Annotated in this window: 18 protein-coding genes and 1 pseudogene; 8 read left to right on the top strand and 11 right to left on the bottom strand. The window is 70.9% G+C overall.

Annotation, left to right across the window (positions count from 1 at the left end; translation table 11 throughout):
• From ABNT58_RS08165 to ABNT58_RS08155, 3 genes and pseudogenes are all read right to left on the bottom strand, one after another.
• Positions 1 to 119 (bottom strand): annotated as a pseudogene (locus ABNT58_RS08165) (type II toxin-antitoxin system RelE/ParE family toxin); the annotation flags it as partial.
• A gap of 22 nt (positions 120 to 141) precedes the next feature.
• Positions 142 to 606: an OsmC family protein gene (locus ABNT58_RS08160; RefSeq protein ID WP_348753004.1), complete on the bottom strand. Its 465-nt coding sequence runs from the start codon at positions 604 to 606 to the stop codon at positions 142 to 144.
• Between the two features lie 37 nt (positions 607 to 643).
• On the bottom strand, positions 644 to 1,729 hold the full coding sequence (locus ABNT58_RS08155) for a flavodoxin family protein (protein WP_348753003.1): 1,086 nt from the start codon (positions 1,727 to 1,729) through the stop codon (positions 644 to 646).
• A gap of 212 nt (positions 1,730 to 1,941) precedes the next feature.
• Here ABNT58_RS08155 and ABNT58_RS08150 point away from each other — a divergent pair, with 212 nt between their 5' ends.
• Both ABNT58_RS08150 and ABNT58_RS08145 read left to right on the top strand, forming a co-directional pair.
• Positions 1,942 to 3,141, top strand: coding sequence for a DUF3500 domain-containing protein (locus tag ABNT58_RS08150; RefSeq protein WP_348753002.1), 1,200 nt, complete (start codon positions 1,942 to 1,944; stop codon positions 3,139 to 3,141).
• On the top strand, positions 3,122 to 4,339 hold the full coding sequence (locus ABNT58_RS08145) for a HupE/UreJ family protein (protein WP_348753001.1): 1,218 nt from the start codon (positions 3,122 to 3,124) through the stop codon (positions 4,337 to 4,339). Before ABNT58_RS08150 ends, ABNT58_RS08145 begins: the two co-directional genes overlap by 20 nt.
• A 25-nt stretch (positions 4,340 to 4,364) precedes the next feature.
• Here the strand turns inward: ABNT58_RS08145 and ABNT58_RS08140 are convergent, their stop codons facing one another.
• Positions 4,365 to 6,587, bottom strand: a complete 2,223-nt coding sequence (locus tag ABNT58_RS08140) for a 3-hydroxybutyrate oligomer hydrolase family protein (RefSeq protein ID WP_348753000.1) — start codon at positions 6,585 to 6,587, stop codon at positions 4,365 to 4,367.
• A gap of 81 nt (positions 6,588 to 6,668) precedes the next feature.
• Positions 6,669 to 7,466, bottom strand: a complete 798-nt coding sequence (locus ABNT58_RS08135; protein WP_348752999.1) for a DUF2189 domain-containing protein — start codon at positions 7,464 to 7,466, stop codon at positions 6,669 to 6,671.
• A 103-nt stretch (positions 7,467 to 7,569) separates the two neighbouring features.
• Between ABNT58_RS08135 and ABNT58_RS08130 the strand changes: the two genes are divergently transcribed.
• From ABNT58_RS08130 to ABNT58_RS08110, 5 genes are all read left to right on the top strand, one after another.
• Positions 7,570 to 8,106 (top strand): DUF924 family protein, encoded by a 537-nt coding sequence (locus ABNT58_RS08130; protein ID WP_348752998.1) that lies wholly within the window; start codon positions 7,570 to 7,572, stop codon positions 8,104 to 8,106.
• A 2-nt stretch (positions 8,107 to 8,108) separates the two neighbouring features.
• Positions 8,109 to 8,891 (top strand): fumarylacetoacetate hydrolase family protein, encoded by a 783-nt coding sequence (locus tag ABNT58_RS08125; protein ID WP_348752997.1) that lies wholly within the window; start codon positions 8,109 to 8,111, stop codon positions 8,889 to 8,891.
• Between the two features lie 124 nt (positions 8,892 to 9,015).
• Positions 9,016 to 9,324: a DUF485 domain-containing protein gene (locus ABNT58_RS08120; protein ID WP_348752996.1), complete on the top strand. Its 309-nt coding sequence runs from the start codon at positions 9,016 to 9,018 to the stop codon at positions 9,322 to 9,324.
• The gene (locus tag ABNT58_RS08115) at positions 9,321 to 11,051 is read left to right on the top strand and encodes a cation acetate symporter (RefSeq protein ID WP_348752995.1); all 1,731 of its coding nucleotides are present in this window, start codon (positions 9,321 to 9,323) and stop codon (positions 11,049 to 11,051) included. Before ABNT58_RS08120 ends, ABNT58_RS08115 begins: the two co-directional genes overlap by 4 nt.
• Positions 11,052 to 11,133: 82 nt before the next feature.
• On the top strand, positions 11,134 to 11,856 hold the full coding sequence (locus ABNT58_RS08110; protein WP_348752994.1) for a DUF2807 domain-containing protein: 723 nt from the start codon (positions 11,134 to 11,136) through the stop codon (positions 11,854 to 11,856).
• 3 nt (positions 11,857 to 11,859) lie between these two features.
• Here ABNT58_RS08110 and ABNT58_RS08105 read toward each other — a convergent pair whose 3' ends face one another.
• Entirely contained in the window at positions 11,860 to 13,122 is a 1,263-nt protein-coding gene (locus ABNT58_RS08105; protein ID WP_348752993.1) for an MFS transporter, read from the bottom strand.
• 81 nt (positions 13,123 to 13,203) lie between these two features.
• Here ABNT58_RS08105 and ABNT58_RS08100 point away from each other — a divergent pair, with 81 nt between their 5' ends.
• Positions 13,204 to 14,172: a DJ-1/PfpI family protein gene (locus tag ABNT58_RS08100; RefSeq protein WP_348752992.1), complete on the top strand. Its 969-nt coding sequence runs from the start codon at positions 13,204 to 13,206 to the stop codon at positions 14,170 to 14,172.
• A 64-nt stretch (positions 14,173 to 14,236) separates the two neighbouring features.
• Here ABNT58_RS08100 and mmsB read toward each other — a convergent pair whose 3' ends face one another.
• The 5 genes from mmsB to ABNT58_RS08075 all read right to left on the bottom strand — a co-directional run.
• Entirely contained in the window at positions 14,237 to 15,142 is a 906-nt protein-coding gene (gene mmsB / locus ABNT58_RS08095; RefSeq protein ID WP_348752991.1) for a 3-hydroxyisobutyrate dehydrogenase, read from the bottom strand.
• Between the two features lie 24 nt (positions 15,143 to 15,166).
• Positions 15,167 to 16,315, bottom strand: coding sequence for an enoyl-CoA hydratase/isomerase family protein (locus tag ABNT58_RS08090; RefSeq protein ID WP_348752990.1), 1,149 nt, complete (start codon positions 16,313 to 16,315; stop codon positions 15,167 to 15,169).
• The gene (locus ABNT58_RS08085; protein WP_348752989.1) at positions 16,308 to 17,090 is read right to left on the bottom strand and encodes an enoyl-CoA hydratase; all 783 of its coding nucleotides are present in this window, start codon (positions 17,088 to 17,090) and stop codon (positions 16,308 to 16,310) included. The genes ABNT58_RS08090 and ABNT58_RS08085 overlap by 8 nt, the downstream gene beginning before the upstream one ends.
• Before the next feature lie 18 nt (positions 17,091 to 17,108).
• Positions 17,109 to 18,269, bottom strand: coding sequence for an acyl-CoA dehydrogenase family protein (locus tag ABNT58_RS08080; RefSeq protein WP_348752988.1), 1,161 nt, complete (start codon positions 18,267 to 18,269; stop codon positions 17,109 to 17,111).
• A gap of 16 nt (positions 18,270 to 18,285) precedes the next feature.
• The coding region (locus tag ABNT58_RS08075) for an aldehyde dehydrogenase family protein (protein ID WP_348752987.1) at positions 18,286 to 19,166 on the bottom strand (881 nt) is incomplete at its 5' end.

The raw sequence follows: 19,166 nt of genomic DNA, 5'->3' as shown, positions 1-19,166 counted from the left end.
TGAAGCCGCTCGTGGATCAAACGTACATCTTCCAGGGGCGTTCTGATGCCTGCCTTCGACTTCTTCTGGAAGGCGTGCAGAACATAGACCGCACCTGCAAACCGCACGGTATAGACCGCGTCGGTGGGACGGATTACGCCATCAACGCGCCTGCCCTTCGCCCCCACCACCTTGCACCAGCGTGGCTTCCAGCGTGATCTCGGGCACGCTGGCCAGGGCCTTGGAGAGGGGGCAGTCGGCCTTGGCGGCGGCGGCGATGTCCTGGAACTTGGCTTCGTCGATGCCGGGCACCTGGGCGGTCAGCTGCAGCGCGATGCGGTCGATCTTGAAGCCCGCGCCGTCCTTGACCAGCCGCACGTTGGCGCGGGTGTCCACCGATTCGGTGGCAAAGCCGGCCTTGTCGCAGGCAAAGGAGAAGGCCATGGTGAAGCAGGCCGCGTGGGCGGCGGCGACGATCTCCTCGGGGTTGGTGCCGCGGCGGTCGTCCTCGAAGCGGCTGGCAAAGCCGTAGGGGTGGTTGTTCAGCGCGCCGGTCTGGGTGCTGATGCGGCCCTGGCCCTTGGGGCCGCGGCCTTCCCAATGCACGCTGGCGGTTTTTTCAGACATGGGGTCTCCTCGAAGGTGTGGTTGAAAGGGGTCGTGCTCACTTGGGCCGCGGCGCGCGCAGGCCGGCGTCGGGCTGCACCAGCTCGCCGCTGCGCAGCGCGCTCACGGCATGGGTCACGGCGCGGGCGGCATTGCGCACTTCTTCCTGCATCGCCTCGTCCTGGTCCAGCGTGTCGTGGCTGTTCCAGTAGGGCTCGTAGTAGCCGATGTAGCGGTCCAGCCTGGCCATGGCGCCGGCGTCCACCAGACCCATCCAGTCGAGCCAGTCGGTGAGGTTGCGGCGGTGCACCTCGATGCCCGCCACGTCGCCGTGCACCACCACGCCATAGGCGCGGCCGGCCAGGTGCTTGGGAAAGTCCCAGCCCGCCTGCTCGATGGCCTTGGCCTGCTCCGGCTTCTTGCCGTGGGTGCTGGTCACGTCGGGGTTGCCGCCGTCGGCGCACACCAGGCGGTCGATCATCAGCTTGAGCGGGCTGGTCGACTGGTACCAGTAGGTGGGCGTGAGGATCATCACCCCATGCGCCAGCACCCAGCGTTCGTAGATCTCGTTCATCCAGTCGTCGGCCTGGTTGAGCGAGTGGTTGGGGTAGCAGCTGCAGGGCCAGTGGCACAGCGGCATGGCCGTGCCCACGCAACCCTTGCAGGGGTGGATGGCGCGGCCGTATTCCGAGGTCACCAGACTCAGGTCCAGCACGTCGGCTTCCATGCCCTCGGCTTCCACCACCTCGCGCGCCAGCTGCGTCATGCGCCAGGTCTTGGCGATTTCGCCGGGGCAGGTGCCGTCGTTGCGTGAGCTGGCATTGATCAGCAGCACACGTGGGCGGGTGGCCGCGTCGCGCCAGGTCTTCTGCGCCTTCTGCAGCTTGTCGCGGGTGTCCAGCCATTCCACCGACGCTTCGTACTCCGGATCCATGAACTCGGGGCCGGCCGGCCGGGTGATGGGCGCCTTGCGTCCGTCCTTGAAGGCCTGCCAGGCAATCTCTTCCAGCCGCGCGATCGCTTCTTTCTCCCCCTCGAAGGCCGGGTCGTAGAAGCGGCGGTTGAACCGCTCGCGAAAGGTGTCGCGGTCGATCTGCCCGGGCGCCTGGCCCTTGCGGATGTGGATGGGTTGGGAATCGCTCATGGCATGCGGGCGTGACTGTGGGTAACCGATGGTCGGGGTTGCCGCAGCGCATGCGTGTGAGAAGCGGGCGCGGGCGCCTGTCGGTGCTTGCCCACATATGCCAGGGTTTGTGTCAAAGCTGATGAAGATGAGAAAAACTGCAGTGATGCAGGCGCTTCACCATCCAGGGCACCTGAAGGTCGCTGGCAGCGGCCGGGCAAGAGGACCTTTTGATGACACCGCACGGCACCGTCTCCCGCAGCTGGCTGTTATGCACGCTGGCCACCGGCCTGCTGGCCCTGGGCGCCGGCATCACCGCCTGCGGCGGCTCCAGCGACGCCAGCAGCAGCGCCAGCACGTCGGACTCGACGACGACGACCACGACGACCACGACCACCACCGACAGCAGCTCGAGTGGCAGCACGTCGACCACCACCACCGGCAGCAGCACCACAGGCACCACCACCACCAGCACCGACTGCAGCGCCAGCACCACCCAGGGCGCGAAGCTGCTGTGCCTGGCCACGGCCTTCCGCGCCACCTTGAGCAGCAGCCAGCTGGCCAGCGTCAGCTACACGCTCAGCGCGTCCAATGCCACGCAGCACTGGTCCAACCTGCCGGTGAGCATCGTGGCCCGCAACGGGCTGGCGCTGTCGTCCCTGGGCAGCACCGCCAAGGCCGCGGCCGAGGCCCTGTTGACCGCCGCGCTCAGCACCCAGGGCCAGACCACCGCGACCGAGCTGCGGGCGGCCGATGGCGTGCTGGCCAATTACGCCTCCGGCTACGGGCAGGACCTGTACTACATCTCCTTCCTGGGCACGCCCAGCGCCACGTCGCCGTGGATCCTGCAGTTCACGGGGCACCACTACACCGTGAACATCAGCGTCAACAGCAGCAACACGGCCGTCAGTGCCACGCCCATGTTCGTGGGCGTGGAGCCCACCAGCTGGACGGCCAGCGACGGCAGCAGCCACGCCCCGATGGCCAGCCGCCGCAATGCCTTGCTGGCCATGCTGCAGGGCCTGGACGCCACGCAGCTGGCCACGGCCAAGCTGTCGCAGGCCTATGACGACCTGCTGGTGCCGCCGCAGAAGGACGGCAAGTTCCCCAGCACGGCGCAGGGCCTGTCGGTCTCTGCGCTCAGCGATGCGCAGCGGGCGCTGGTCAAGGCCGCGATCCTCAGCTATGCGGGCGACGAGCAGGGCAACGGCCAGGCCGAGGCCTACACCACCGACGAAGCCCTGAAGGCCACCACCATCGCCTGGGCCTCGGTCAGCGACCTGGCCACCCGCGGCTCCTACGTGCGCATCGACGGGCCCAGCGTGTGGATCGAGTTCTCGGTGCAGGGTGGCATCGTCTTCAACGCACAGAACCACTACCACAGCATCTGGCGCGACAAGCAGCTGGACTACGGTGGCAACTTCAGCTTCTGAGCCGCGCTGGTCCGGCGCCGCCGGCCGCGGGCTGCGGTGGGTATGGCTGGCGCTGGCGCTGGGTGCCGTGCTGTTGCGCCCGGCGCTGGCGCACGACCTGCCGCATTCGGTGGTGCCGGTGGCGGTGCTGCCGCAGCAGTGGCAGCTCGACCTTCAGCTGCCGGCCGACCGGCTGGCGGTGGCCATGGCCCATGCGGCCGGCGTGGCCCCCACGCAGGCCGCCCTGCCAGCCCCCACGCAGGAAGCGGTGCGCGCCTACGTGGCCGAGCGGGTGGCCGCCAGCGTGCCGGGCCAGCCCGTGCCATGGGCGGTGCAGGTGCAGGCCCTGCAGCCGCCAGCCGCAGGCACGGCCGGCGGTGGCACCGGCACTGACGAATGGCGCGTGCGTGTGGCCCTGCAGCCGCCGCCGGGGGCTGCGGCCGACGTGCCTGCGCTGCAGCTGCGCTACGAGGTCATCCTGCGCGAGATCGCCACCCACACCGCGCTGGTGTCGATGGCGCAGGACTGGAGCCGCGGCGTGCTGCCGCAGCACCCGGTGCTGGTGGCGGCCCTGCGTGGCGAGCTGCGGCCGATCGCGCTCACGCGTGGCCCGGAGCGCCCGGCCGCTGCCGCTGCCAGCATGTTCGTGCTCGGCCTGCAGCACATCGCCGAAGGGGCAGACCACCTGCTGTTCCTGCTGGCGCTGCTGATCACCGCGCCGCTGCAGGCGGTGCAAGGCCGCTGGCAGCCGGTGGCGGGCTGGCGCGGGCCGCTGGCGCAGGCGGGCTGGCGCATCAGCGCCTTTACCGGGGGGCACAGCCTGTCGCTGCTGGGCGCGGCGCTGGGCTGGCTGCCGCCGGCCGGGCCGGGCGTGGAAGTGCTGATCGCGCTGTCGGTGGGCATCACCGCGCTGCATGCGCTGCGGCCGCTGTTTCCGCGCCGCGAAGCCTGGGTGGCCGGCGCCTTCGGCCTGGTGCACGGCCTGGCCTTTGCCGAGGTGCTGTCAGCCTTGCAACTGCCGCGCGCCAGCCTGTTGCTGGCCACGTTGAGCTTCAACCTGGGCGTGGAAGCCTTCCAGCTGCTGCTGGCGCTGCTGGTGCTGCCGTGGTGGATGCAGGCGCGCAGCCAGCCCTGGCATGCCGCCGCCCGCGGCGCCGCTGCCCTCACGGCGCTGGCGGCGGCGGCGCTGTGGGCCTGGCAGCGCTGGCCGGCGGGCTGAAGGCCCGCCAGCCCGCAGCCGGCTGTCAGTTCGGCACGTTGATCGACGTGCCACTGAAGCCGATGGCATCGGCCGCGGCTGGCGCGGTGCTGATGGCCGGGATGTTGGCTGCCGTCAGCGCCGGTGCCGAGGCCGGCGTGCCGCCACGTGGCACGGCCCGCACCACCTGGCTGGGCGGCAGCGCGGCGCCGTTCTTCAGGCGCGCATACATCGCATCCATGGCGGCATTGAAGTACACATGCAGCGGCACGAAGCGGGTGTCGAAGCCGGCCAGGCCCAGGAAGCCGTCGAAGTGCTGGGCGTTGGTCACTTCGATGTAGCGCAGCTGGCTGCCTTCACCTTCCTGCAGGCGGTTGAAGGCGGCGTAGGCCCGTTCCGAATGGTTGACCGGGATCAGCGCGTCGCTGCGGCCGCCCACCATCATCACCGGCTTGCCGCGCAGCTTGCCATTGAGCAGCACGTCGTTCACGCCCGCGCGCACGGCCTGGCTTTGCGCCAGCGTGGGCGTGGTGCTGTCGGTCAGGGCGGCGCCGGTGGCGGGGTCGGCGCCCAGGGCCAGCGCGCGCAGGCACAGGGCCGAGTCCAGCGCCAGGTCGGCCGTGCCGCTGGTGGGCGACACGCCGAACGACCACTGCCGCGCCCCGCCCACCGAGTTGTTGTAGACCACGCTGGCCGGCGAACCGTTGGCGGTGCCGTTGCCCAGCGCAAAGCTGGCCGCCTTGGTGTTGGCCACCACGGGCACCACCTCGCCGGTGGTGGCGCTGGTGGCTGCCACGCTCAGCCCGCACACGTTGTCGGCCACCGAAAAGCGGCCGTACGCGTTGGCATACATCATGGTGATGATGGCCGCATTGCCCAGCCCGTAGTGGGCGTTGTGCATGGTGTCGTTCTCGGCGCCGTAGCCGTAGGCGCGCAGCCGCGCCAGCGCATCGGCCGCCCGGTCGGCGGTGGTGGCGCCGGTCACCAGGCCGCGCGCGGCCAGCGCCGCGCAGCGGTTGGTGGCCAGCGCACGGAAGGCCGCCGAGCCCATGATGTTGTAGGTGGTGGCCTCGCCCAGCACCGCCGTCGGCGCCAGCGAAGCGCAGGGCTGGTACAGGTTGGCGAAGGTGAAGTAGTCGAACAGCGGCTTGCCGTAGGCCGGCACCGCGGCGCCGCCCAGGTTCACGCCATAGCCGCTGGTGCTGGCGGGCTGCGCGCTGGGCTCGCCGGCCACCACGCCGTCGATCAGGCCTTCGCTGTCCTGCTCGGCCGCGCGCAGCACCGCGGCGCCGCCGTTGGACACCGAACCCGCGATCACCAGCGTGTTGCCGCCGTCGAAGCGCGCTTCCTTGGTGCTGCCGTCCCACGAGACGCGGGCGTACTCCTCGTTCAGCGCCCACAGCGCATATCGTGCGGCGGCCAGCGTGTCGTTGCCCCAGTCCTTCTCGGGGTTCTGCTGCGAATGCGCATGCTTGAGCGCCAGCCGGTTGGGGAAGGCGGCGTTGAAGGCCGCACGCGCCGTGTCGGTCAGCGTGGCGGCAAAGTGGCTCAGCGCGCCCGCTGCGCTGCGGGTCGCGCGGGTGCCGTCGATGCGGTTCACCGTGTCGTCCGTCGGGTCGTACAGGCCCATGCCCTTGCCGGCATCGGTCAGCGCCACGGCGCAGCCATGCTTCAGGCCCCATTCGGCGGCGGTGGCAATGGCGCCATACACCCCGCGCGAGCCCGACGATGGGCCCAGCACCAGGCAAGGTGCGTCGGGGTTGAAGCTGGTGGGAATCTGCACCGCCACCACGCTGCGCTTGTTGCCGCTGCCGTCGTCGATGGAGCCGATGTATTCGCGGCCCGGAATCAGGCCCTCGCCACCGGTGTCGTTGCCCGCCGCGTCGATGTTGGGGCCATAGAAGCGCCCATAGCCGCCGTTGGCGGTGATGTCCACCAGGCCGCGGTAGTTGCTGTGGATGGCGTTGCGGCGCAGCTCGGCCGCGGTGGGCGCCGCGGGGTCGGCATACGCGGGCAGGGCGGCGCCCAGACCGGTCTTGCCCAGGCCGCCGGTCAGCAGGTCCTGCGTGGCGGCGGTGGCGCCGGTGCCCACCGCGGTGGCGCCATAGGTGGTGGCGCCGTGGTGGGTGATGTCGGCGGGCAGCTTGTTGAGCTGTGTGCCGTCGCCGCCGCAGGCGGCCAGGGTGCCGGCCAGGGCGGCCAGGGCCGCCGCCTGGATGGGGCGGCGCGAGAAGGCACCCGATGCGGTGCCGGCCAGGGTCTTGGACATGCTGTCTCCTCCAACTGCCTTTGTGCGGACAGGTGGCCGCAAGCGTAGGCACCGCGCCCCACCGGCGCAAAGCCCGTAGAACTACGTTCGGGCAAATCCCGTTGTGCCCGGGCCCAGTGCGGCCCGATACGCATGCCAGCTGGCGTGGCCCACCACCGGGCCCACCACCAGCAGGCCCAGGAACCACGGCAACAGCGCCAGGCCCACCAGCACGGTGATCAGCGCGCCCCACCACAGCATCACGCCGGTCTGCGTGAGCACCAGGCGCAGGCTGGTGAGCCCGACGGTGATGGCGTCCACCGGCCGGTCGAGGATCATGGGGATGGACACCACGCTGACCGCGTAGATCAAACCTGCGAACAGCGCGCCCACCCCGCAGTAGGTGGCGATGAAGGGCAGGTTGTCCGGCTGCAGCAGCCTGGCCAGCGAGCCCTGGAAGTCGGGCATGCCATCGAAGCTGACCGCGAAGATCACCAGCGCGGCGCGGCCCCACAGCATTTCCAGCACCAGCAGCACGAAGCCGAAGATGGCCAAAGTGCCGGGCCGCGTGGTCCAGGCCAGCAGCGCATCGCCGAAGTCGGGCGCTTCGCCGCGTTCCAGCGCCTGGCTCACGCGGTACAGGCCCATGCACAGCAGCGGCCCGAGCAGCAGAAAGCCGGCCGACAGCGCCAGCACATAGGCCGGCGCCGACTGGAACACCTTCAGCAGCGCCCAGCCCATGGCCACGAAGCAGCCGCCGAAGAACAGCCCGATGCCCGGCGCCCGCAGGAAGTCGCGCAGGCCCAGCAGCAGCCAGCGCGGCGGATCGGCCCAGCCCAGGCGGGCCAGCGGCAGGTCGAAGGGGCTGGTGCCGGCGGGGGCAAGCGGTTCGGTCTGCATCCTCTGACCATACGGCGTGGCCGGGGCGGGCGCGCTCCAGACAATCCCTGGCGCCAGGGGGCGGATACTCGTGCGAGCCTGTTCCCCCACGCTGCGACCGACGATGACCCTTCCCGACGACCTGATCCGCTTCTGGCAAGAGGCGGGACCCAAGCGCTGGTTTGCCAAGAACGAGGCTTTCGACCGCGACTTCCGCGAGCGCTTTGAAGCCGAGCATTTCGCCGCCGCCCGGCGCGAGCTGGATGCCTGGGCCGAAACCCCGGCGGGCTCGCTGGCGCTGGTGCTGCTGCTGGACCAGTTTCCGCGCAACTGCTTCCGCGGCACCGCCCACATGTACGCCACCGACGCCTTGGCGCGCTACTTCAGCGCCCGGCTGCTGGAGCGCAGCTTCGACCACCACATCGAGCCCGAACTGCGCATCTTCTGCTACCTGCCGCTGATGCATGCCGAATCCATGCCCGAGCAGCGCGCCTCGCTCGACCTGCACCGCGCGATGGGCGACAGCTACACCCAGCATGCACAGCACCACCACGACATCGTGCTGCGCTTCGGCCGCTTTCCGCACCGCAATGCGCTGCTGGGCCGCGAAAGCACGGCCGAAGAGCTGGCCTGGCTGGCCGACGGCGGCTTCAAAGGATGAGCATGACCACCCCCCGATGGACTGCGCTGGCCGAGCTGCTGGCCGCCGCGCGGCAACAGGGCAGCAGCCTGGCTGCGTTGCCTGAAGCACCGCTGCCCGCCACCGAGGCCGAAGCGGCCGATGCCCAGCAGGCGCTGCTGGCCCGCCTGGGCCAGCCGGTGGCCGGCTGGAAGGTGGGCGCTAAGACGCCTGACGGCCCCATCAACGGCGCGCCGCTGCCGGCCGATGCGGTGCTGCGCAGCCCTGCGGCGGTGCCGCTGCGCCAGGGCCGCGTGCCGGCCGGCCGCCTGCGGGGCCTGGAGCTGGAGCTGGCGTTCTTCTTCGGCCGCGACTTCGGCCCCGGGGACGAAGCCCTGCCCGACGCCGAGGTGCTGTCGGCCATCGACCGCATGGCCGCGAGCATCGAATTGGTGGCCAGCCGCTTCGATGAAGCGGTGGTGGTGCCGCCACTGCTGGCCGAGGCCGACCTGCTGTACCACGGCGGCCTGGTGGTGGGAGAAGCCGTGGCTTTCGACCGCGGCCGCTCGCTCACCGATCCGGCGCTGCGCCTGTCCATCGACGGCCAGCCGCTGGCCGGCCTGCCGGGCCACAACCCGGCCGGCCATCCGCTGCGCCTGCTGCCCTGGCTGGTGCGCCATGTGGCCCGTCGCGGTGATCGGCTGCCGGCCGGCACCGTCATCACCACCGGCTCCTTCGTGGGCCTGGTGCCCGTGCCGCCGCAGGCCGCGGTGGTGGAAGGCGAGATCGCCGGCCTGCCGCCGGTGCGGCTGACCTTGACGGGCTGATCATCGCGGCGCCGTCATCGGCGCCTCCTGTCCTTGACCTGTCGCAAATGCGGCCCCTTGGCCGCGTAAGTTGGCGGTCAAGCTCGGCGCGCACAGTCGCGCCATCGCACAACAGGAGACAACGATGACCGACCCTCTCGTCGCCCGGATAGAGGCGCATCCCAAGTACCACGAGCTGCGGCAAAAACGCGGGGGCCTGGGCTGGATCCTCACGCTGGTGATGCTGGCCGTGTACTACGGCTACATCGCGCTCATCGCCTTCGACAAGCCCTTCCTGGCGCAGCCGCTGGGCGGCGGCGTCACCACGCTGGGCATTCCCATCGGCATGGGCGTCATCGTGTTCACCATCGTCATCACGGGCCTGTACGTGCGCCGTGCCAACAAGGAATACGACCGCCTGACCGCCGAGCTGATGAAAGAGGTGGCGCGATGAGCCGCCGCCTGCCAAGCCTGTGGGCAGCGGCCATGCTGATGCTGGCGGTGCCGGCCGCCATGGCCGCCGGCGGCGACGTGGGCCAGGTGGCCAAGCAGCCCACCAACTGGATCGCCATCGGCATGTTCTCGGTGTTCGTGCTGGGCACCTTGTGGATCACCAAGTGGGCGGCTTCGCGCACACGCTCGGCGGCCGACTTCTACACCGCGGGCGGCGGCATCACCGGCTTCCAGAACGGGCTGGCGATCGCGGGCGACTACATGTCGGCCGCGTCCTTCCTGGGCATCTCGGCGGCGGTGATGGCCACCGGCTACGACGGCCTCATCTACTCCATCGGCTTCCTGGTGGGCTGGCCCATCCTCACCTTTCTGATGGCCGAGCGGCTGCGCAACCTGGGCAAGTTCACCTTTGCCGACGTGGCCGGCTACCGCTTCCAGCAGACGCCCATCCGCGCGTTTGCGGCCAGCGGCACGCTGGTGGTGGTGGCCTTCTACCTGATCGCGCAGATGGTGGGCGCCGGACAGCTGATCAAGCTGCTGTTCGGGCTGGACTACTGGATGGCCGTGGTCATCGTCGGCGCGCTGATGATGCTGTACGTGCTCTTCGGCGGCATGACGGCCACCACCTGGGTGCAGATCATCAAGGCGGTGCTGCTGCTGTCGGGCGTCACCTTCATGGCCTTCATGGTGCTCAGCCAGTTCGGCTTCAGCCCCGAGCGGCTGTTCGCCCGCGCGGTGGAAATCCGCACCGGCTTTGCCAGCCATGCCGGCAAGACGCCCGAAGAAGCGGCCAGGCTGGGCGGGGCCATCATGGGGCCGGGCGGCTTCGTGAAAGACCCGATCAGCGCCATCAGCTTCGGCATGGCGCTGATGTTCGGCACCGCCGGTCTGCCGCACATCCTGATGCGCTTTTTCACCGTGCCGGATGCCAAGGAAGCCCGCAAGAGCGTGTTCTGGGCCACCACCTGGATCGGCTACTTCTACGTGCTCATCTTCATCATCGGCTTCGGTGCCATCACCCTGGTGCTGACCAACCCCGAGTTCGCGGACGTGGCCACGGGCGTGATCCACGGCGGCGCGGGCGCCTCCAACATGGCGGCGGTGCTGGTGGCCAAGGCGGTGGGCGGCAACGTGTTCTTCGGCTTCATCTCGGCGGTGGCCTTTGCCACCATCCTGGCGGTGGTGGCGGGGCTCACGCTGTCGGGCGCCTCGGCGGTGTCGCACGACCTCTATGCCACGGTGTTCAAGAAGGGCCAGGCCGACAGCGCCTCGGAGCTGCGCGTTTCGCGCATCACCACGCTGGCGCTGGGCGTGGTGGCGGTGGCCCTGGGCATCGCCTTCGAGAAGCAGAACATCGCCTTCATGGTCAGCCTGGCCTTTGCCATCGCGGCTTCGGCCAACTTCCCGGTGCTGTTCATGAGCGTGCTGTGGAAGGACTGCACCACCCGCGGTGCGGTGATCGGCGGCTTCCTGGGCCTGGCCTCGTCGGTGGCGCTCACCGTGGTGTCGCCGTCGGTGTGGGAAGCCACGCTGGGCAACCCCAAGGGCTCGGCGCTGTTCCCGTACACCTCGCCCGCGCTGTTCTCGATGACCATCGGTTTCGTGGGCATCTGGCTGTTCTCGGTGCTGGACCGCAGCGCGCAGGCCGGGCGTGAGCGGGCCGCCTTCGCGGCGCAGCGGGTGCGCTCGGAGACCGGCCTGGGCGCCTCCACCGCCTCGGCCCACTGAGTGGCCCACTGATTGGTCCACTGAGCTGGCCCGGGAACCTGTCAATATCGGGGGTCTCTTGCAGTCCCCGCCGTTGGCCCCCATGCCCGAGTCTGATTCGTCCACCCTGCGCCACCCGGCGGCCGCCCTGGCCGCCGGCCTGTGGATGGCGGTGCTGGCAGCCGTGGCCACACCCGCGGGCGCCGAGCCGCAGCATCGCTACCTGGGCGGCTTCGACCGGGTGGAACTGAACACCGCCGCCAAGGTGGTGATCCGCCGGGGCGACGCCGACGCCATCGTGGTCGACGCCACGCCCGCCCAGCTGCCCCTGATCGGCACGCAGGTGGAGAACGACACCTTGAAGGTGGTCGACCAGCCCGGCATCGAAGGCCCGCCCGCGCAGGTGCTGATCACGCTGCGGCAGCTGCGGGCGCTGGCCGCTTCGGGCGTCACCCAGGTGACGACCGATGGCCTGGCGGCGCGGGAGCTGAGCATCACCGGCGGCGGCGCCAGCGCCTTGACGCTGCGCCAGCTGCACGTCTCTCGCCTGCGCGTGGCGCTGGGCGGCGGCAGCCAGCTGCTGCTGACCGGCCGCACCCGCGAGCTGAATGCGCAGCTGGGCGGCCGGGCCGGGCTGGACGCCGCCGACTTCGACGTGGAAGAAGCCATGGTGCAAGGCGGCGGCCGGTCGCATGCCACCGTGTCGGTGCGGCAATCGCTGAACGTGGCGATCGCCGGTGCATCGGTGGTCTCGTACTACGGCAGCGTGCAGCCCACGGTGGCCATCGGTGCGCAGGCCACGCTGCGGGCCTTGGGCAAGCGCTAGCGGTCAGGTGGCCGAGGCGGCTGCGCCATGGCCGGCGCCGCGCCGCTCGGCCAGCACCCACCAGCCCGTCATGCCGGCGGCCAGCACCAGCAGCGGCAACGTGGCCGCGTTCAGGCTGGCCCAGCCCAGCGCCTGCAGCAGCGGCCCGGCGCCCAGCGTGGCCAGCGCCGTCAGCGCCTGGCGCAGCAGTTCGGCCAGGCCTTGCACCCGCGCCCGCTCGGCCGGGCGGTAGCTGCGCGTGAGCAAGGTGGTGCCGCCCACGAACATGAAGTTCCAGCCGATGCCCAGCAGCAGCAGCGCCACCTCGAACGCACGCAGGCTGGTCGAACCCATGGCGATGGCGCAGCAGGCCGCGCACAGCGCCATGCCCAGCGCCAGCACCCGCGGCAGGCCCCAGCGGGCGATCAAGGCACCCGCGAAGAAGGCGGGCCCGTACATGCCCACCAAGTGCCACTGCATGATGCGCGCGCCCTCGTCGATGGCATGGCCGCAGGCCACCGCGGCCAGCGGCGCGGCCGTCATCACGAACATCATGGCCACCGCCGCCACCACGTTGTTGGCCAGCGCGGCGGCAAAGATCGGCTGGCGCAGCACCTCGCGCAGCGGCCGGGCGGGCAGGGCGTGGGCGGCCTGGGTGGCGGCCGTGGGCGGCGCATCGGCCCCGCGGTACAGCAGCGCCAGCAACAGCAGCGACAGGCCCGCCAGCAGCGCCACCATCAGGTAGGCGCCGGCATAGGCCGAAGGCGCCAGCCAGTCGCGGCTCCAGGCGGCCAGGGCGGGGCCGGCAAAGGCGGCCAGCACGCCGCCCGTCATCACCCGCGACACCGCGCGGGCCTTGTGCTGCTCGGGCGCGGCATCGGCCGCGGCCAGCCGGTAGTACTGGGCAAAGGCCTGGAACACGCCCACCGCTGCCGTGCCCACGCAGAACAGCCAGAAGTGCTGATGCACCACCGCCCATACCGACACCAGCCCGCCGGCCGCACCGCAGCCCGCGCCCAGCAGGAAGGCGGTGCGCCGGCCGGCCCGCTCGATCAGCTGCGCCGCGAACCAGGTGGCCACCGCGCTGCCCACGGTGATGAGCGCAAACGGCAGCGTGGCCAGCACCGGCGTGGGCGCCAGGTGCTGGCCGGTGAGCCCGGTGAGCGTGAGGTCGATGGAAATGGCAGCGATGTACAGCGCCTGGCACACGGCCAGCAGCAGGGCGTCGCGCTGGTCGGCCCGGCGGGGCGGGGTGGTGGGCAAGCAGGTCGGCGAGGGGGTGCTCATGGGGCGGCAGGCTGCGTTGACGGCCCCCCATGCTGCCGCGCACACTGCGGCGGCAATGACAAACTTCCCTCGCTTTCTGCCATGACACGTCAGGTGGCCATCGTGGCCTTCGACGGCTTCGAGCTGCTGGACCTGGCCGGCCCGATGACGGTGTTCCAGATGGCCGCCGGCATGGCCCCCGCGCGCCGCGCACCGCGCTACGCGGTGCAGGCGGTGTCGTGGCGCGGCGGGCCGGTGGCCAGCATCACCGGCGTGGCCGTGAGCACCGAGGCCTGGGCCGGCGTGGCGCCCCACACCGTGATGGTGCCGGGTGGCGCGCCTTTGCGCCAAGGTCAGGCATCGGACGAACTGCTGGCGCTGCAGCCCTGGCTGCAAGGCTTGGCGCGCAGCCGCCGCCGCGTCACCAGCGTGTGCACCGGCGCCTTCGCGCTGGCAGCCGCCGGCCTGCTGGACGGCCGCCGCGCCACCACCCACTGGCGGCATGCGGCCACGCTGCAGCAAGGCCACCCGGCGGTGCGGGTGGAGGCCGACCGCATCTACCTGCGCGACGGGCCGGTGTGGACCTCGGCCGGCATCAGCGCCGGCATCGACCTGGCGCTGGCCCTGGTGGAAGAAGACCACGGCGCCGCCCTGGCGCAGGCGGTGGCCGGCGAGATGGTGGTCTATCACCGGCGCGCGGGCGGCCAGTCGCAGTTTTCTTCGCTGCTGGCGCTGGCGCCGGGCAGCGAGCGCATGCGCGCGGTGCTGGCCCACATCCGCGACCACCTGACGACGGCGCTGACGGTGGACGAGCTGGCCGCCGTGGCCTGCCTGAGCCCGCGACAGTTCGCCCGCGCCTTCCGCGCGGAGACGGGGCAGACGCCGGCCAAGGCGGTGGAACACATCCGCGCCGAAGCGGCCCGCCTGCGCATCGAGGCCGGCGACGGCAGCGTGGCCGCGGTGGCCCGCGCCACCGGCTTCGGCGACGAAGAGCGCATGCGCCGCGCCTTCGTGCGCTTGTATGGACAGGCGCCGCAGGCGCTGCGCAGGGCAGCGCGAAGTTTGGGTTGACGATGGCCCCCGAGGCCCGGGCTGCGCCCGGACCGCTCCCCGAGGGGGAGCAAGCCGGGCGTGATCAGCCCTCGCCCGTCAGCAGCTTGAGGATGCTGGAGAAGTCTTCGCCGCCGTGGCCGGCCTTGCTGTGGGCGGCGTACAGCTGGCGGGCCAGGCCGCCCAGCGGCACGGCGGCGTTGGCGCCCAGGGCGGCTTCCAGCGCCAGGCCCAGGTCCTTGAGCATCAGGTCGGTGCCGAAGCCGCCGGTGTAGCCGCGCGAGGCGGGGGCGGCTTCCATCACGCCGGGCATGGGGTTGTACTTTTCCAGCGCCCAGTTGCCACCCGAGCTGCGGCGCATCACCTCCGACAGCACCTTGGCGTCCAGCCCCAGCGCGTTACCCAGGGCCAGCGCCTCGCTGGTGCCGATCATCAGCACCGCCAGCAGCATGTTGTTGCACAGCTTGGTGGCCTGGCCGGCGCCGGCATCGCCGCAATGGAACAGGTTGGCGCCCATGTGCTTGAGCAGCGGCGTGGCCCGCTCCACCGTGGCCGCGTCGCCGCCGATCATGAAGGTGAGGGTGCCGGCCGCTGCGCCCGCGGTGCCGCCCGACACCGGCGCATCGAGGAACGCCAGGCCACGCGCCTGGGCGGCGTCAGCCACCTTGCGGGCGCTGGCCGGCGCGATGGTGCTGCTGTCGATCACCAGCGTGCCGGCGGGCAGCGCGGCCAGCAGGCCGGGCGCTTGACCTTGCGGCAGGAACAGCGATTCCACGTGCCGGCTGGCCGGCAGCATGCTGACCACCACCTGCGCACCTTCCACCGCCGCGGTGGCCGAGGGCGCGATGCGCAGGCCCTGGTCGGCATGGCGCTGGCAGGCCTCGGCGCTGAGGTCGAAGGCCGCCACCTCATGGCCGGCCTTGTGCAGGTTGAGCGCCATCGGGCCGCCCATGTGGCCCAGGCCGATGAAGGCGATGCGTTGCGTGCTCATGGGGTTGTCTCCTCGTGAACTTGTCTAGACAAGATCGGCCAGCGGGTGCGGGCCTCTGTGGCGCGGCTCGAAGTGCGCCCGCACATGGGCCGGCGACACCAGGTCGAGCGTGGGCGGGTCCCAGCGCGGGTTCTTGTCCTTGTCGATCAGCAGCGCGCGCACGCCTTCGGCAAAGTCGTTGTGCACGCAGCAGCCCAGCGACAGGTCGTATTCCAGCCGCAGCGCCTCGGCCAGCGACATCGTGCGGGCCCGGCGCAGCAGCTCGAACGACACCGCCGCCGAACTGGGCGAACCCTTGATGAAGCCCTGCGCCGCCTGCGCCAGCCAGGGCTCCGCATGGTCGGCCAGCGCGCGCAGCCGCGGCGCCACATCAGCCAGCCGGTCGTGGCCGATCGTGCGGTTGATCAGGTCCAGGTGCGTGCGCACCGGTGCAGGGGGCAGCTCATCGGGCGCGCCCAGCGCTTCGATCAAATGGCTCAGCAGCGCGCCGTCTTCCTCTGAACGGCCGCGCCAGGGCGCTTCGGCCATCGCGGCCAGCAGCGCGGCCTTGTCTTCATGGCGGGCGACGAAGTCGGCCAGGCCCAGGAACAGCGCATCGCTGGCATGCACCGAAGCGCCGGTGAGCGCCAGGAACAGCCCGGTCTGCCCCGGCATGCGCGGCAGGAACCAGCTGCCGGCCACGTCGGGGTAGAGGCCGATGGCCACCTCGGGCATGGCCAGCCGGGTGCGGGGCGTCACCACCCGGTGCGAGCAGCCCACCAGCAGCCCGATGCCGCCGCCCATCACGATGCCGTGACCCCAGGCCAGGACGGGCTTGGGATAGGTGTGCAGCCGGTGGTCCAGCCGGTACTCATGCTCGAAGAAGGCTTGCGTCAGCGGCGACACGCTGCCCGGCGCCTGCTGGCGCAGCGCGAGGATCTCGCGCGCCAGCGAGGCCACGTCGCCGCCGGCGCAAAAGGATTTGTCGCCGGCCGCATCCAGCAGCACGGCCACGATGCCGTCGTCGTCGGCCCAGCTGGCCAAGGCCGAAGCCAGGCGCTTGACCATCGCCAGGTTGAGCGCATTCAGCGTGGCGGTGCTGTTGAGCGTGGCATGGCCGATGCGGTGGCCGCTGGCGGTGGTGATCTCGCGTACCGCCACGCCGTCGGTGGTCATGGTGTCCAGGTCAGGCATTGCGCCACTCCGGTGGGCGTTTGTTCAAAAAGGCGTTGACGCCTTCGCGTTGGTCCTGGCTGTCGAACAGGGCCACGAAGGCCTCGCGCTCGGCCACCAGCACCTGCTGCGGCGGCTGGTGCCGCGCGCCGTTGATCAGCCGCTTGCAGGCGGTCACGCTGGTGGGGCTTTGCTTTTCCACCTGCGCGGCCATGGCCAGTGCACGTTGCAGCGCGCCGCCGCGGGGCACCACCTCATCGACCAGGCCGATGCGCTGGGCGGTGGCCGCGTCCACCCGCTCGCCCAGCAGCACCAGGCGCTTGGCCCAGCTTTCGCCCACGTTCCAGGCCAGCCACTGGGTGCCGCCGGCACAGGGCAGCAGGCCGACGGTGGCTTCGGGAAGCGCCATCTGCGCATGCTCTTCGGCCACGCGCAGGTCGCAGGCCAGCGCGCATTCCAGGCCGCCGCCCATCGCATAGCCGTTGATGGCGGCGATGCTCACGCCGCGAAAGGCGGCCAGGGTCTCGAAGGCTTGCCCGAAGCGGTGCGCCATGGTGGCGGCGCGGCCCTTGTCGCCATCGGCGAACAGCTTCAGGTCGGCGCCGGCGGAGAAGAACTTCTCGCCGTCGCCGGTGATCACCAGGCTGTAGATGTCGCGCTCGGCATCGAGCTGCTTGACCAGCCTTGTCAGCGCCTGCAGGCTGTCTTCGGTCCAGGTGTGGGCGGGGGGGTTGTGCAGCGTCACCACGGCGGTGTGGCCGCGGCGTTCCAGCTTCAGGCCGGCAAAGTCGTCCATCAGGTTGTCCATACAAGTTCAGCGGATGGTGTCGGTGGCGTCGTCTTGGAGCATGCGGCGCGCAATGATGACGCGCATGATCTCGTTGGTGCCTTCCAGAATCTGGTGGACCCGTGCATCGCGCAACAGCCGCTCCAGCGGGTATTCGCGGATGTAGCCGTAGCCGCCGTGCAGCTGCAGCGCCTCGTTGCACACCCGAAAGCCCAGGTCGGTGGCCAGTCGCTTGGCCATCGCGCAGTAGGTGGTGGCGTCGGCGTCGGCCGCGTCCAGCTTGCTGGCGGCCAGCCGCACCATCAGGCGCGCGGCCACCAGCTCGGTGGCCATGTCGGCCAGCTTGAATTGCAACGCCTGGAACTCGGCCAGTGGGCGGCCGAACTGTTGGCGCTCACGCAGGTAGCGCTGCGCGGCATTCAGCGCCGCCTGCGCCGCGCCCACCGAGCAGGTGCCGATGTTGATGCGCCCGCCGTCCAGGCCCTTCATCGCGATCTTGAAGCCTTCGCCTTCCTGGCCCAGCAGGTGATTGGCCGGCACCCGCACCTCGTCGAAGGCGATCTGCCGCGTGGGCTGGCTGTTCCAGCCCATCTTCTCTTCCTTGCGGCCGTAGCGGATGCCTTCGCTCTGGGCGTCCACCACGAAGGCCGAGATGCCGGCCGCACCCGGCCCGCCGGTGCGCGCCATCACCACCAGCACGTCGGTGGCGCCTGCGCCCGAGATGAAGGCCTTGCCGCCGCTGAGCACGTAGTGCTCGCCGTCACGCCGGGCGCTGGTGCGCAGCGAGGCAGCGTCCGATCCTGCGCCGGGCTCGGTCAGGCAGTAAGAGCCCAGCCATTCGCCGCGCGCCAGCGGCGGGCCGAAGCGCTGCGCCGCCTCGGGCTGCGCAAAGCGGCCCACCATCCAGGCCACCATGTTGTGGATGGTGATGTACGCAGCGGTGGAAGGGCAGGCCGCGGCCAGCTCTTCGAACACCAGCGTGGCGTCCAGCCGCGTCAGGCCCAGGCCACCGCTGGTTTCGGGCGCATACAGGCCCATGAAGCCCAGCTCGCCGGCCTGGCGCAGCACGTCCACCGGGAACACGGCCTCGGCGTCCCAGTGCGCGGCCTGCGGCGCCATCGCCTGCTGCGCAAAGTCGCGCGCCGTCTGCTGGAAGGCGCGCTGGTCGTCGTTCAGTTCAAAGTCCATGGCCGGGGCGGGCGGCTTACTTCAGGCTGATGGTGGTGTTGACGCCGCCGGTGCTGTTGTCGTCGAACCAGCGGGCGGTGACGGTCTTGGTCTGCGTGTAGAACAGCACCACCTGCTTGCCGTAGGGCCCCAGGTCGCCCAGCTTGGAAGCGCGCGAGCCGCTGAACGAGAACAGCGGCACCGGCACCGGAATGGGCACGTTGATGCCCACCTGGCCGACGTCGATCTCTTCCTGGAACTTGCGCGCCGCCGCGCCCGACTGGGTGAACACCGCGGTGCCGTTGCCGTTGGGGTTGGCATTGATCATCGCGATGGCTTCATCCAGCGTCTCGGCTTCGGCCAGGCACAGCACCGGGCCGAAGATCTCTTCGTCGTACACCGTCATGCCCGGCTTCACGCCGGCCAGGATGGTGGGGCCCACGTAGTTGCCTTCGGCCGTGCCGCTGGCCAGCGTGGGCTGGCGGCCGTCCAGCGCCAGCCGCGCGCCTTCTTCGATGCCGCGGCCGATCAGGCGCGTCACGCGGTCTTTCGCGGCGCAGGAAATCAGCGGCCCCACGTCGGTGCCGGCCGCATCGCCGGCGCCCACCTTCAGGGTCTTGGCCTTTTCCACCAGCGCGGGCACCCAGTCGCGCGCGGCGCCCACCAGCACCGCCACCGACACCGCCATGCAGCGCTGGCCGGCGGCGCCGAAGGCCGCGCCCAGCAGCGCGTTCAGCGTCTGTTCCTGGTGGGCATCGGGCAGTACCACCGCGTGGTTCTTGGCGCCCATCATGCATTGCACGCGCTTGCCGGCCAGCGACGCGCGCTGGTACACATGGGTGCCCACGCGGGTGGAGCCGACGAAGCTGATGGCCTTGATGGTGGGGTGGTCGCAGATGGCATTCACCACCTCTTCGG

It is taken from the genome of uncultured Aquincola sp., from assembly GCF_964001545.1.
Classification (GTDB): Bacteria; Pseudomonadota; Gammaproteobacteria; order Burkholderiales; family Burkholderiaceae_C; genus Aquincola.
The sequence above is the reverse complement of the archived record's forward strand: the minus strand, read 5'-3'. Positions and strand labels throughout refer to the sequence as shown.